10 protein-coding genes are annotated in these 13902 nt (G+C 61.1%); 8 read left to right on the plus strand and 2 right to left on the minus strand.

Annotated features, from left to right (window positions below; translation table 11 throughout):
• Positions 1-207: 207 nt before the first annotated feature.
• Genes LDN82_RS05310 through LDN82_RS05320 form a run of 3 tightly spaced genes read left to right on the plus strand, consistent with a single transcriptional unit; the run spans position 208 to position 3480 of the window.
• Entirely contained in the window at positions 208-1524 is a 1317-nt protein-coding gene (locus LDN82_RS05310) for an extracellular solute-binding protein (RefSeq protein WP_224166615.1), read from the plus strand.
• A gap of 22 nt (positions 1525-1546) precedes the next feature.
• Positions 1547-2554 carry a sugar ABC transporter permease gene (locus LDN82_RS05315; RefSeq protein ID WP_224166616.1) on the plus strand — a complete coding sequence of 336 codons (1008 nt, stop codon included), beginning with the start codon at positions 1547-1549 and terminating at the stop codon, positions 2552-2554.
• A complete protein-coding gene (locus LDN82_RS05320) occupies positions 2551-3480 on the plus strand; it encodes a carbohydrate ABC transporter permease (protein WP_224166617.1) in 930 nt (309 codons plus the stop codon). The genes LDN82_RS05315 and LDN82_RS05320 overlap by 4 nt, the downstream gene beginning before the upstream one ends.
• A gap of 29 nt (positions 3481-3509) precedes the next feature.
• On the opposite strand, the gene LDN82_RS05325 is transcribed toward LDN82_RS05320, so the two are convergent.
• Positions 3510-4673, minus strand: coding sequence for a LacI family DNA-binding transcriptional regulator (locus LDN82_RS05325; protein WP_346347110.1), 1164 nt, complete (start codon positions 4671-4673; stop codon positions 3510-3512).
• Between the two features lie 17 nt (positions 4674-4690).
• Positions 4691-5299, minus strand: coding sequence for a TetR/AcrR family transcriptional regulator (locus LDN82_RS05330; protein WP_224166618.1), 609 nt, complete (start codon positions 5297-5299; stop codon positions 4691-4693).
• A gap of 133 nt (positions 5300-5432) precedes the next feature.
• Here LDN82_RS05330 and LDN82_RS05335 point away from each other — a divergent pair, with 133 nt between their 5' ends.
• The 5 genes from LDN82_RS05335 to LDN82_RS05355 all read left to right on the plus strand — a co-directional run bounded on the left by LDN82_RS05335 (position 5433) and on the right by LDN82_RS05355 (position 13860).
• Positions 5433-8591, plus strand: coding sequence for a glycoside hydrolase family 2 TIM barrel-domain containing protein (locus tag LDN82_RS05335; protein ID WP_224167467.1), 3159 nt, complete (start codon positions 5433-5435; stop codon positions 8589-8591).
• 98 nt (positions 8592-8689) lie between these two features.
• Complete coding sequence (locus LDN82_RS05340; RefSeq protein ID WP_224166619.1) at positions 8690-9607, plus strand: sugar ABC transporter permease; 918 nt, start codon at positions 8690-8692, stop codon at positions 9605-9607.
• A 156-nt stretch (positions 9608-9763) separates the two neighbouring features.
• The gene (locus LDN82_RS05345) at positions 9764-10570 is read left to right on the plus strand and encodes a carbohydrate ABC transporter permease (protein ID WP_224167468.1); all 807 of its coding nucleotides are present in this window, start codon (positions 9764-9766) and stop codon (positions 10568-10570) included.
• Between the two features lie 90 nt (positions 10571-10660).
• Positions 10661-12016: a sugar ABC transporter substrate-binding protein gene (locus LDN82_RS05350; RefSeq protein ID WP_224166620.1), complete on the plus strand. Its 1356-nt coding sequence runs from the start codon at positions 10661-10663 to the stop codon at positions 12014-12016.
• A 74-nt stretch (positions 12017-12090) separates the two neighbouring features.
• On the plus strand, positions 12091-13860 hold the full coding sequence (locus LDN82_RS05355; RefSeq protein WP_224166621.1) for a beta-galactosidase: 1770 nt from the start codon (positions 12091-12093) through the stop codon (positions 13858-13860).
• Positions 13861-13902 lie beyond the last annotated feature (42 nt).

A 13902-nucleotide genomic window follows, 5' to 3' on the forward strand; every position in this document is an offset into this window, starting at 1 on the left:
TGCAAACGCTATTGTCAGCGACGAAATGTTTACGTAAACTCATAACGTTCATGTTTACGCAAACATGAGAATGGACCGGAGGAATCAGGGTTACAAAAAAGCAACGACTTTTGCCTCCTCGAGGGGCACACTAAGGCTAACGACTTTCGATCAAAGACACTCACCTGCGCAACGATGCGCAAAGCTTTACCACCAGAAGGAGTCATCATGGCAACAAATTCCACCCCGTCGCAGGCGGGCGGCGCATCGTCTCCGGGCAGGCGTACCTTCCTCAAGACGCTTGGAGTCGGGGCGGTTGCAGCCGCAGGAATTCCGCTCTTGTCGGCCTGCACGGGCGGTTCGGGTCCAGCACCCGGCGCCTCATCCAAGAGCCTGACCTTTGGCTCCGGTTCCTCCGATGAAGTTCCGCGCAATGCGTACCAGGCGGTCACGGACGCCTTCACCAGGAAGTCCGGGATCGAGGTGGCCACAAACGTGGTGCCCCACAATGACTTCCAGAACAAGATCAACTCCTACTTGCAGGGCAGCCCGGACGATGCTTTCACGTGGTTCGCCGGCTACCGCATGCAGTACTACGCCGGCAAGGGCCTGCTGGCTCCTGTGGATGACGTCTGGGAGAAGATCGGCGGCAACTTCTCAGACGCGATGAAGAAGGCCTCCACCGGCCCGGACGGCAAGATGTATCTGGTCCCCAACTACAACTACCCCTGGGGCTTCTTCTACCGGAAGAGCTTGTGGACGGAAAGGGGCTATGCGGTCCCGTCCACGTTTGACGAGTTGAAGACCCTGGCAGCGAAGATGAAGGCGGATGGGATTATTCCGATTGGCTTCGCCGACAAGGACGGGTGGCCGGCCATGGGCACGTTTGACTACATCAACATGCGCCTGAACGGTTACCAGTTCCACATTGACCTGACGGCCCACAAGGAGAGCTGGGACCAGAAGAAGGTCAGCGACGTCTTCGATACGTGGAAGGCACTCCTGCCCTTCCAGGATCCTGCAGCCCTTGGCCAGACGTGGCAGGATGCGGCCAAGGCACTTGAAGCCAAGAAGACCGGCATGTACCTGCTTGGCTCGTTCGTCACGCAGCAGTTCACGGATCCTGCGGTACTGGCAGACATCGATTTCTTCCCATTCCCGGAGATCGCGATGGAAGGAACGGACGCCGTCGAGGCTCCCATCGACGGTCTGCTGTTGTCCAAGAAGGGTGGCGGGAACCAGGCCGCACACGATTTCCTGGCATTCATGGGCAGTGCCGAGGGCCAGGATGCGTATGCGGCGGTGGACACATCGAACATTGCAACGGCCAAGGGGGCGGATACGTCCAAGTACTCAGAGCTGAACAAGAAGTGTGCCGACACCATCGCCAACGCCAAGTACATCAGCCAGTTCCTGGACCGTGACGCTTTGCCCGCCATGGCGAACAACGTGATGATCCCGGCCCTTCAGTCCTTCATCAAGGACGGAAGTGTCGATGTGAAGAACCTGGAAGCACAGGCCAAGTCCCTCTACGCGGCCCAGTAGCGTTGAATAAAAGGAATTTCCAATGAGTACCACAGCCGAAAAACCGGCCTCGCAAAACGGGGGACCCCCCAATGGCGGCACCCATCGTGGAGCACGCGCAGCAGTGGCCGTTTCCGGTAAAGGGCGCACCAGGTCCCGGCGGGTTCGTCGCCTGAGCGGCCGGGACAAGATTGTCCTGGGAGTGATGGTTGGCATTCCCACCTTGATTCAATTGCTGTTTGTCTGGCTGCCCACCCTCTTCTCCATAGGCTTGAGCTTTACGCGCTGGAACGGACTGGATCTTGAAGACCTCAAGCAAGCCGGTTTGGACAACTACGAGTTCATCAGCCAGAACTACCCACCGTTCTGGCCGGCTATCCAGCACAATGTCCTCTGGCTGGCCTTCCTCGCTCTCATAGCAACCCCGTTGGGGTTGCTGCTCGCTGTCTTGCTGGACCAAAGGATCCGGGGAAGCAAGATCTACCAGAGCATCTTCTTCACTCCGGTCATGCTGTCCCTGGCTCTCATCGGGATCATCTGGCAATTGTTCTATAACCGCGACAGCGGGCTGCTGAACTACCTCCTCGGGACGGCAGGCACGCCACAAGCGGTGGACTGGTTCGGCGACTCCAACGTGAACATCTGGGCAGCCATGATCGCTGCCACGTGGCGTCATGCAGGCTATGTCATGATCCTGTACCTGGCCGGCCTGAAAGGCGTGGATCCATCCCTGAGGGAAGCGGCATCGATCGACGGGGCCAACGCTGCGCAGACATTCTTCCGCGTCGTCTTCCCGGCAATGCGCCCCGTGAACATCGTGATCGTGGTTATCACCATCATCGAGTCGCTGCGCGCCTTTGACATCGTCTACGTGATCAACCGCGGCACCAACGGCCTTGAACTCCTCAGTGCCCTGGTGATCCAAAACCTGATCGGTGAAGGACAGGTGATCGGCGTCGGTTCGGCCCTCGCGGTCGTTCTGCTGGTGGTCTCCTTGGTACCGATTGTCTTTTACCTCATCCGCACTTTTGGCAAGGAGAAAGAGGCATGAGCGCCGTAGTGCCCACGCTGCCCGTCGAAACGGGAAAGGCCGGCAAACCCAGCAAGTCCGCAGGCGCAGGGAAGTCCGGCAAACGCCATTACGGCACCCATATCTTCCTGATAGTCATGGCTGCCATCTGGCTTATTCCGCTCGTTTGGTCCCTCTTCACGGCGCTCAGGCCCAAAGCTGATACGGACAAATATGGCTATTTCAGCCTCGGCGGCAGTTTCGGGTTTGAGAACTTTGTCCAGGCCTGGAACCAGGGCGGGTTTTCGAAGTACTTCCTGAACTCGGTCCTGATCACGGTTCCCACAGTCCTGCTGACACTTCTGTTCGCCTCGATGATGGCGTTCGCGGTTTCACGCGTCAACTGGAAGTTCAACATCACGCTGTTGATCATGTTTACTGCCGGTAACCTCCTGCCCCCGCAGGTCCTGGCGGCGCCCCTGTTTGAAATGTTCAAGCACGTAACCCTGCCCTACTCATTCAGTGATTCCGGCAACCTCCTGAACACGTATATTGCCGTGATCATCGTGGACACCGCGTTCCAAATTGGCTTCTGCACGTTTGTGCTTTCCAACTACATGAAGGCGCTCTCTGCAGACCTGACAGAAGCTGCTTTGGTGGACGGGGCGGGTATCTGGCGCCAGTACTGGAACATCATCCTTCCGCTGTGCCGTCCCGCGCTCGCAGCGTTGGGAACGCTGGAAGTCATCTTCATCTACAACGACTTCTTCTGGCCCCTGCTGTTCATCCAGAGCGGAGACAGGCTGCCCATCACCACGGCCATCAACAATCTCCAGGGGCAGTTCCTGAGCAATTACAACCTGATTGCGGCCGGCGCAATGATCACGCTGATTCCCACCTTGCTCATCTACCTGGTCCTGCAACGGCAATTTGTTGCCGGCCTGACCCTGGGCTCAAGCAAAGGCTAACCACCTGGCCAGGAGCGGCAGCCACCGGACTATCCGGTGGCTGCAGCTTCGCTCTTGCCCCGCGTAGTGGAACGTCGTTGGCGTGTCTTGGGGGGAGCACCAGTGCTCTTGCGCACTACCAGGCTTGTGGGCACCTGGGTGGCGTCGTTGACAGGACTGTGTCCCGCGATCTGTTGGAGCAGGTTCTCGATGCTGAGGCGTCCCACGGCGTGGAAGTCCTGACGGACAGTGGTGAGGGGCGGCCAGAAGGAGGTGGATTCTTCGAGGTCGTCGAATCCAACAATGCTGACATCCCCTGGAATGGCTCGTCCCAGCTCATGCAGGGCGCGCATTGCTCCGAGGGCCATTTGGTCGTTGGCGGCAAAGATGGCGGTCAGGTCCGGATTGCTGCCGATCTCCCGCCCGATTCGATATCCCGATTCCGTGGACCAATCGCCATGGTGGACAGGAGGGGCCTCAATGCCGGCCTCCTGCAGTGTCCGCCTCCAGGATTCTTCCCTGTGTGTAGCGGAGAAGGAGGAGGTGGGGCCGCCAATGTGCCATACCTGTTCATGGCCAAGGTCGAGAAGGTGTTGTGTGGCGGACCTGGCCCCCTGGGCTTGATCCGTATCCACCATGGGATAGCCGTACCCGGGGTTTGAGTCGATCACTACGGCAGGGAGGTCCTCGGGGAGGGTGATGTCCGCATCGTCCAGCAGATGGGCTTCGAAAATGATGACCACGCCATCCACCTCCTGCTCCCGCAGCCGGGTGTAGGCCCCGGAAACGGTTCCGGTTGTGGGGTCCTGAAGGGGGATGAGCGTTACCGAGTACCCGGCTTGTGATGCGGCGGTGGCGATCGCATCCAGAGTGCGCATGTTGCCGAAGCTGGAGAGTGTGAACATGATGACGCCGATGGATTTAAACTGGCCGCTCTTCAGTGCCCGTGCCGCCCGGTTGGGGCGGTAGCCGAGCTGCTTCATCGCTTCGAGGACGCGGTTCCTGGTGCTTTCTTCAACATTCGTCAGACCGTTGGAGACCCGGGAGACAGTTTGGGCCGAAACTCCGGCGGCCTTGGCCACGTCCGCAATGGAGGGACCGCGCGCAACGGAGGGACCGCGGGTGGCACGCGTTTTCGTTGCCGCAGTTTTCCGGTTCCCCTTGGGGGTGGCGGTACCTGGTGTCTTCGTGCTGCTGTCCTCTTGCGTGTTCACCTAAACATGCTATGCCCTCAGGCCTCGGGCAGGAGGACCAATTCGAAGAAGGCACGCAGGGCTTTTGCTACATCTACGGTGTGAGGGGCCAGCAGCCATTGGGTTTGAAGACCATCCCACAGGGCCACCAGGGACATCGCTGCCCACGCTGGATCCACTCCCGGCCGGAGCCTGCCTTGCTGGGCCAGGGTGGAGAAACTACGGGTGTAGCTGCCACGCAAGCGCTCGAAACGGCCGGTGAAGTAGTCCCGCCCGGGATGGGAGTCTGTGATCGACTCGGCGCACAGCACCGTGTAGAGCTCAATGACGCCGGGGATCTTCTCGTTGTAGAGCGCTGTGCGAATCACGGCGTCCACCAACCCCTCGTCCTCAGCAGACGGATTCGCGCTTCCGGTCAGTTCGTCCCGCCACTCCAGGACACCCATCAGAAGATCGCTTTTGGAAGGGAAATAATGCAGCAGGCTTGTCTGGCTCATGCCCGCTTGGTTGGCAACGTCCTGTAGCGAGCCGCCCAAATACCCCTTCGCGGCAAACACGGCGTGCGCGGAGTCGAGGATAAGTTGCCGCTTTTCCTTCGACTTCGCATAGGGTCCCCGCTTGGCGCGTGCCGTGTCCTTTGTGGTCATGGCAAGTCAGTGTACAGCGGGAGGGAACGCCGGAGGTGAAACCAGAGTGCTTACTCGAAATTTGTGTTAGCGTGGTCACACTTGACCCCGCACGGACGCTTGAAGGAGCCACGTGGAATCGACATCTGCAGCCATGATTGCCGGTACTTCCTACATCACCCACCGTGGCGCCGGCTCCGGCAATCGGCTCCCGGCACGTTCCTGGCTGCAGAGTGATGCTCCCACGATCCCGCTCAATGGATTGTGGAGATTCCGTCTGCTGCCCGGCGCGCCCGGGACACCAGGCGGAAGGGGAGTCCTGCCCGCCGGCGAGCAGGTAGAGGGGGTCGCCGACGAGGCCCTGGATGATTCCAGCTGGGATCAGATCCCTGTTCCTTCCCACTGGGTGCTGGAGGGGGAAGGCCGCTATGGCCGTCCCATTTACACGAACGTCCAGTTTCCTTTCCCCACCGATGCACCCCACGTGCCTGATGGGAATCCAACGGGTGACTACAGGCGGACCTTCTCCATTCCCACGGACTGGTCCGCTGCGGAGAGGATCGTCCTGCGGTTTGACGGAGTCGAATCCCGCTACAAAGTCTGGGTCAACGGCACGGTGATCGGCGTCGGCGCTGGAAGCCGGCTGGCCCAGGAATTCGACGTCACCGAGGCGGTCCGCCCCGGCGAAAACGTCCTGGCCGTCCGCGTCCATCAGTGGTCTGCTTCGAGCTACCTCGAGGACCAGGACCAATGGTGGATGCCGGGCATCTTCCGCGACGTCACGCTTCAGGCCCGTCCTCAAGCGGGTATCGACGACGTCTGGTTACGGACCCCCTTTGAGGGCACCACCCGCTCCGGTTCAGGCCTCATCGACGCCGAAATTACGGCCGCTCCCGCTGCCTATCCTGTGCGCCTCCGCGTTCCCGAACTCGATGTGGATCTCACGTGGGAAACTCCGGCGGACGTCGCCCCGGTGGCTGTAGCCGACGTCGAACCCTGGTCTGCGGACGTCCCGCGGCTGTATGCCGCAACGGTGGAGAGCAAAGGCGAGACCATCTCGCTCAATATTGGCTTTCGCACTGTGGAGATCAAGGGGGACCAATTCCTGGTGAACGGGCGGCGGGTGGTGTTCCATGGCGTGAACCGGCACGAGACGCACCCGGACCGCGGCCGCGTCTTTGACGAGGAATTTGCCCGCGCCGATCTGGCCATGATGAAGCAGTTCAACGTAAATGCCATCCGCACCAGCCATTATCCGCCGCACCCGCGCCTGCTGGATCTTGCGGACGAAATGGGATTTTGGGTGATCCTGGAGTGCGATCTGGAAACGCACGGCTTTGAGCGGCAGGGCTGGGCTGGAAATCCCAGTGACGATCCCGCCTGGCGTGACGTGTTCGTGGACCGGATGGAGCGCACCGTTGAACGGGACAAGAACCACCCCTCCATTGTCATGTGGTCCCTGGGCAACGAGTCAGGAACCGGTGCCAACCTCGCCGCAATGTCCGCGTGGACGCACGCGCGCGATTCCAGCCGTCCCGTGCACTACGAGGGCGACTACACCGGCGCGTACACGGACGTCTACTCGCGTATGTACTCCTCAATACCGGAAACCGAGGCCATAGGACGCAACGACTCGGGCTCCCTGCTGCTTGGCTGCTCCGCAGCGGAATCGGCCCGGCAACGCAGCAAGCCGTTCATCCTGTGCGAGTACGTACACGCCATGGGCAACGGTCCGGGTGCGATCGACCAATACGAGGACCTCGTGGACCGGTACCCCCGGCTGCATGGTGGCTTCGTGTGGGAATGGCGGGATCACGGCATCCGTACCACAACCGCTGACGGCACGGAGTTCTTCGCCTACGGGGGCGACTTCGGAGAGGTTGTCCACGACGGCAATTTCGTCATGGACGGCATGGTTCTTTCGGATTCGACGCCCACCCCGGGACTCTTCGAGTTCAAACAGATTGTGGCGCCCCTTCGTTTGGGCTTCGAAACAGCCGTTTCCGACGGCGTGACGCGCCCCTTGCTTACAGTCGCCAACCTGCGGCACTCGGCAGACGCGTCCGACGTCGTCATTCGCTGGCGCACCGAAACGGACGGCGAGCTGACCGCGTCCGGGACGTTCGACGTCGTGACCCCCACCGGTGGTCAACTCGCCCCGGGTGACTCCACAGTCATGGAGTTGCCCGAGTCAGCACTAAGGGCTTTCAGTAAGGTGGGGGCCGGCGAACGCTGGCTCACCGTTGAGGTTGCCCTGCGCGAGGACACTGCGTGGGCTCCGGCCGGCCATGTCATCTCGACTGCGCAGTTGGATTGGACCGCCCAGTTGGACCTCTCTGCACCTGCCGCCGGGCCCGCTAAGGCGCCGCGCCCCCTGTCGTCGGCTGGGCGCCGGGAGACCGGGACGGACGCCGCCCTATCCCTTGGACCTGCGTCTCTTGGATCTGCGTCCCTTGGACCTGCGCAGTTCGAAGATGGGAGGCTTGTTGCCCTTGCCGGCCTGCCGGTGTCCGGTCCGCGCCTTGAGTTGTGGCGGGCGCCAACGGACAACGACCAAGGTTCGCATTTTGGCAGTTATGACCCCGCTGACCCGTGGCTCAACAATGGCAACGGCGTCCCGGCTCCTTCCAACCAGGATGTGTGGCTCAAGGCGGGTCTGGATAGATTGACGGCCCGCGTCCAGAAGATCGTGCAGGGCGACGACGGCGTGTTCGTCACCACCCGCTATGCCGCCGCGGACAACGCACGCTCGGTAGTAGTGGACGAGCAGTGGCAAGTATCCGGGGGAGAGCTGTGGCTGCGTGTGGATATTGCTCCCAGCTCGGGATGGGACATGGTGTGGCCCCGCGTGGGTGTGCGGTTTGACCTGCCAGGATCAGTGGACGGCGCGTCCTGGTTCGGGACGGGACCCCGGGAATCGTATCCGGACAGCATGCGGGCCGCGATGGTTGGCCGCTACTCGGCGACGATCGATGAACTGGGCGTGAATTACGCCCGGCCGCAGGAGACCGGGCACCGCAGTGGTGTCCGTTCCCTGGAGTTGCGCAACGGCCGGGATTCCTGGGTGACGTTCCATGCCCTTCGGGATTCCAGGGACCGACTGCCTGGCTTCACGTTGTCCCGGCATACTGCGCAGCAGGTCTCGGCAGCGGCCCACCCCCATGAATTGCCGCAAAGCCGGAACTGCTTCCTCTATCTTGACGCCGCCCAGCATGGCCTGGGCTCCCGCGCCTGTGGACCTGACGTGTGGCCGGACTTCGCCCTCAAACCTGAGGCGCGCACGCTTGTCTTCAGGATCGCGGCGGCCAGCTAGCAGGATTCCCCGCCCTAACCTCTTGCATGTTCACCTAAACATGCTAATCTTCTTGCTGAGAATGTTTGCGTAAACATAGCGAGAAGAGAAGAATTATCATGACAACGACGTCGCCCGTGGCCGACGCCCTGACTGTGGTGGGATCCCGGAAACGCGCTGGACGATGGACGGGCTGGGCATTTGTTTGCCCGTTCATGATCGTCTTCCTGCTGGTGTTCGTAGCGCCCGTCCTCTACGCGTTCTACTTGAGCCTTTTCCAGAACCAGATGGTGGGCGGCGTTAAGTTCGTCGGAGGAGCCAATTACCTCCAAGCGCTGGCGGATCCGCAGTTCTGGGACTCGGTCATCAGGGTGGTCGTCTTCCTCGCAGTCCAAGTCCCCATCATGCTGTTCCTGGCCTTGTTTGCCGCTTTGGCCCTGGACAGCGGGCGCCTGCGCGCGGCGTCGTTCTTCCGCATTTCCGTCTTCCTCCCGTATGCCGTTCCTGCAGTGGTGGCCACGCTCATGTGGGGGTTCATCTACGGCCCCAGGTTCGGCCTGTTCGGCAGCATCAACGACTTCTTCGGCATGGACCTTCCTGAGCCGCTTTCCACCAATTGGGTCCTTGCCGCAATCGGGAACATCAACACCTGGGAGTTCACCGGTTACAACATGCTGATCTTCTACTCGGCGCTCAAGGTCATTCCTGCCGAGCTCTATGAGGCAGCCAACCTTGATGGAGCGGGGACTTTCCGTGTCATCAGCAGCATCAAGCTGCCCTCCATCCGGGGCGCGATCGGGATCGCCAGCATCTTCTCCGTGATCGGCAGCTTCCAGCTGTTCAACGAACCAAACATTCTCAAGGCGTTGGCACCGAACTCCATCAGTTCCTACTTCACGCCCAACATGTACGCGTTCAATCTTTCCTTTGCAGGCCAGCAGTTCAACTACGCAGCAGCCATCTCCATCATCATGGGCGTCCTCACGGTAGTTGTTGCCTACATCGTCCAGATTTCCGGCTCACGAAAGGATGCCTAGCCAATGTCCGTCCGTTTGAGCATTCCGGAGTCCCGGGCTGAGGCACGGGAACAGACAGCAGCCACCAGCCAGCCCAAGCCCAAGCCCGCGGCGCCGAAGCTGAGCACGCGCCGAGGCGTGACCAGGAAGCGCTCCTCCATCCTGCTCACCATCCTGATGGGCGTGATGGCGGTCTACGCCCTGCTCCCGCTCTTCTGGCTCCTGGTCAATTCCACCAAGACGCAGTCATCCCTGTTCAGCTCCTTCGGCCTCTGGTTCTCCGGGGACTTCGCCCTCTGGGACAACGTGGCAGGCACCCTGACGTACAACGACGGCGAGTTTCTCCGCTGGCTGGCCAACACAGTGTTGTACGTCGTGGTGGGAGCCGGCGGCGCCACATTCCTCGCTACCCTGGCAGGCTATGGGCTGGCAAAGTTTGAATTCCCCGGCAAACGCGGCGTGTTCGCCGTGGTCCTGGGTGCGGTGGCCGTACCCGGGACAGCCTTGGCGGTGCCAACCTTCCTGATGTTCAGCCAGATGGGGCTCACCAATACCCCGTGGTCAGTCATCATTCCATCCCTGATCAGTCCGTTCGGGCTCTATCTCGTATGGATCTACGCCCGTGAGTCGGTTCCGACTGAAGTCCTCGAAGCAGCCCGCATGGATGGGGCGGGGGAGTTCCGCACCTTCTTCACCATCTCCTTGCGCATGCTGGCCCCAGGCTTCATTACGGTCCTGTTGTTCACCGTGGTGGCTACCTGGAACAACTACTTCCTGCCGTTGATCATGCTGAGCCAATCAACCTGGTACCCGCTCACGGTTGGCCTCAACAGCTGGAACGCCCAAGCCAGCACGGCCGGCGGGGACGCCATCTACAACCTCGTCATCACCGGATCGCTGCTGACAATAGTGCCCATCGTGGGTGCCTTCCTGTTCCTCCAGCGCTACTGGCAGTCAGGACTGTCTGCCGGAAGCGTCAAGTAAACACGCCCGACGGCGGCGAGTCACCGCCATCGGACGCTCTCCCACCGCATCAACCGTCCTTTGGACAACGATTTGAAAGGCACCAAAGCCATGAAGAACAACCATCGACTGCGACGAGTGGCCACGGCGGCGTTGGCAGCAAGCCTCTTGATGGGCAGCCTTGCTGCCTGCGGCGGCTCGGCAACAACCGGTAACGCGGCAGCGGAAGGCGCGAGCGCCGAAGACGTTGCGAAGGCGCTGCAGACCGAGACCACCCTCACTGTGTGGGGCTGGGCGCCGCAGCTCAAGCCGATCGTAGAGGCCTTCGAAGCCAAATACCCCAAGGTCCACGTCAACCTGGAAAATGTAGGAACCGGCAACACGCATTACACCAAGCTGCAGAACGCAGTGAAGGCCGGAACCGGTGCCCCGGATGTGGCACAGATCGAATACAACGCCTTGCCTCAGTTCGCGCTGTCCGATGCCTTGGTGGATCTGAAGGGCTTCGGAGCAGGGGAGCTTAAGGACAACTACACCCAATCCACGTGGGGCTCCGTGAACCTCAACGGCGGCGTGTACGCCCTCCCGCAGGATTCCGGTCCGATGGCAATGTTCTACCGCGCCGACGTGTTCGAGAAACACGGCATCAGCGTCCCCACCACCTGGGAAGAGTACGTGGCCGCTGCAAAGACCCTGCACGCCGCAGACCCCAAGGCATACATCACCAATGACACCGGAGATGCCGGCTTCACCACCAGCATGATCTGGCAGGCCGGGGGCAAGCCGTACACTCTCGACGGAACCACGAAAGTCAGCATTGATCTGCAGGACGAAGGTGCCAGGAAGTGGACCGGCACATGGAACCAACTGCTCAAGGATGATCTGGTCGCCCCTGTCACCAGCTGGAGCGACGAATGGTACAAGGGCCTCTCAGACGGAAGCATTGCCACGTTGGTCATCGGTGCCTGGATGCCGGCCAACCTCGAATCCGGTGCGGCAGAAGCCGCCGGCAAGTGGCGCGTAGCTCCCATGCCCACCTACGAAAAGGGCAAGGCTGCTGCTGCTGAAAATGGCGGCGGCGGCGACGCCGTGCTGAAGCAGAGCAAGAACAAGGCGGCCGCCTACGGCTTCCTTGAGTTCGCGAACGGTCCTGAAGGTGCAAAGATCCACGCCGCCAATGGTGGTTTCCCCTCCACCACCGCAGATCTGGAAAGCGAGTCCTTCCTCAACGCCGGGAACGCCTACTTCGGCGGCCAGAAGATCAACGAGGTCCTGGTCCAGGCATCCAAGGACGTTGTTCCGGGCTGGAACTACCTCCCCTTCCAGACCTACGCCAACAGCATCTACAGCGACACCGTGGGCCAGGCCTACGGTTCCAAGGGCGACCTGAACGACGGGCTGAAAACCTGGCAGGATGCCACCGCAAAGTACGGCCAGCAGCAAGGCTTCACGGTTACCACCAAGTAGTACGTGGTGCGGGTCCAGGGCCGCCATCACGGCTCTGGACCTCCATCCACCATTTCAGATTGGAAATTTTCCCCATGCCAACCTTCACCATCGGCGAGCAGGACTTCATGCTTGACGGTCAGCCCCACCGCATCATCTCCGGCGCGCTCCACTATTTCCGCGTTCATCCGGATCTTTGGGCAGACCGGATCCGGAAGGCCAGGCAGATGGGGCTGAACACGATAGAAACGTACGTTCCCTGGAACGCCCATGCTCCGTCGCCGGACGTCTTTGACACAACGGGCCGCTTGGACCTGGGGCACTTCCTCGATTTGGTCGCCGCGGAAGGCCTGCACGCGATCGTGCGTCCGGGGCCGTATATCTGTGCGGAATGGGACAACGGCGGGTTGCCCGCGTGGCTGTTTAGTCGAGGCGCCGCCTCCATCAGGGCTGATGATCCGGTCTATATGGCTGCCCTCACCGAGTACCTTGAACAGCTGGCGCCGATCCTGGTTCCCCGCCAGATCGACGCGGGCGGCCCCATCATCCTGATTCAGATCGAGAACGAGTACGGCGCCTACGGTGCTGATCGTTTTTACTTGGAAAAGCTCGTGAAGATCAACCGCGAAATCGGGCTGACCGTACCTTTCACTACCGTTGACCAACCCCAGGACGACATGCTGGCCAATGGCAGTCTTCCGGAATTGCACAAGACGGGGTCGTTCGGCTCCCGCGCCGCGGAACGGCTGGAGACACTCCGGCGCCACCAGCCCACAGGACCGTTGATGTGCTCCGAATTTTGGGTGGGATGGTTCGATCATTGGGGCGCACACCACCACACCACCACCGTGGAGCAGTCCGCCCGGGAACTTGATGTCCTGCTGGCCCGCGGCGCATCGGTCAACATCTATATGTTCCATGGCGGCACCAACTTTGGATTCACCAACGGTGCGAATGACAAGGGTGTCTACCAACCCATCGTTACCAGCTACGACTACGACGCTCCCTTGGATGAGGCCGGCAATCCGACGCCGAAGTACTGGGCTTTCCGGGATGTCATCGCCAAATACACCGAACTGGACGACGACGACCTCCCCGCCGCACCTCAGCCCGGCGCCGGGCTCACTGTGTCCTTGCCGCGTTCGCTGCCCCTCTGGGAGTGCCTGGACCAGCTTGGTGCGTGGACCTCCCACGCTGGGCTGCGAACCCACGACGACTTGGGCCACTACGCAGGATTCACGCTCTACCGCAGGGAAATCAATGTTTCCGGCCCCGGGGTCCTGGACTTCGATGAAGTCCGCGACCGGGCACAGGTATTCCTGAACCGGATACCGCTGGGAGTGCTTTCCCGGGATCACCATGAGAAGGCCTTGCCGCTGCCCCATGACGCAGCCGGCACCCTGGAGGTCCTGGTGGAGGACCAAGGACGCGTGGACTACGGGCCCCGATTGGGCGAGCCGAAGGGACTTATCGGCGCTGCCCGGCTTAATGGGAACCAGCTCCAGGACTGGGATGTCCTTCCCCTGCAACTGGACGACATCTCCTTGATCTCGTCCCTGTTGGAGGAGCAAGCAGCGCTCCCTGAGGCCCCGGTATCCGGACCGGTCTTCGCCCACGGGACTTTTGACCTTCCTGGCGGTGGCGATACTTTCCTTTCCACCAAGGGCTGGACCAAAGGTGTCGTATGGATCAACGGCTTCTGCCTGGGGCGGTACTGGTCCCGTGGTCCGCAAGCGACGCTCTACGTTCCAGGACCGATCCTGCAGAACAGCGGCAACACCATCACTGTTCTTGAACTGCAAGCATCCACCCACCGCGCTGTTTCCTTTGTTGGCTCTCACGACCTCGGACATACGGAGTTCTAGGGTGTCGCGGACCCACCAAGCTGCACTAACAACGGAAAGAGG

Source organism: Arthrobacter sp. StoSoilA2 (assembly GCF_019977195.1).
GTDB lineage: Bacteria > Actinomycetota > Actinomycetes > Actinomycetales > Micrococcaceae > Arthrobacter.

Coding starts and splice junctions, on each gene's coding strand:
- LDN82_RS05355 (WP_224166621.1), top strand. CDS start 12,091: ATGCCAACCTTCACCATCGGCGAGCAGGACTTCATGCTTGACGGTCAG.
- LDN82_RS05320 (WP_224166617.1), top strand. CDS start 2,551: ATGAGCGCCGTAGTGCCCACGCTGCCCGTCGAAACGGGAAAGGCCGGC.
- LDN82_RS05340 (WP_224166619.1), top strand. CDS start 8,690: ATGACAACGACGTCGCCCGTGGCCGACGCCCTGACTGTGGTGGGATCC.
- LDN82_RS05310 (WP_224166615.1), top strand. CDS start 208: ATGGCAACAAATTCCACCCCGTCGCAGGCGGGCGGCGCATCGTCTCCG.
- LDN82_RS05335 (WP_224167467.1), top strand. CDS start 5,433: ATGATTGCCGGTACTTCCTACATCACCCACCGTGGCGCCGGCTCCGGC.
- LDN82_RS05350 (WP_224166620.1), top strand. CDS start 10,661: ATGAAGAACAACCATCGACTGCGACGAGTGGCCACGGCGGCGTTGGCA.
- LDN82_RS05315 (WP_224166616.1), top strand. CDS start 1,547: ATGAGTACCACAGCCGAAAAACCGGCCTCGCAAAACGGGGGACCCCCC.
- LDN82_RS05330 (WP_224166618.1), bottom strand. CDS start 5,299: ATGACCACAAAGGACACGGCACGCGCCAAGCGGGGACCCTATGCGAAG.
- LDN82_RS05345 (WP_224167468.1), top strand. CDS start 9,764: ATGGGCGTGATGGCGGTCTACGCCCTGCTCCCGCTCTTCTGGCTCCTG.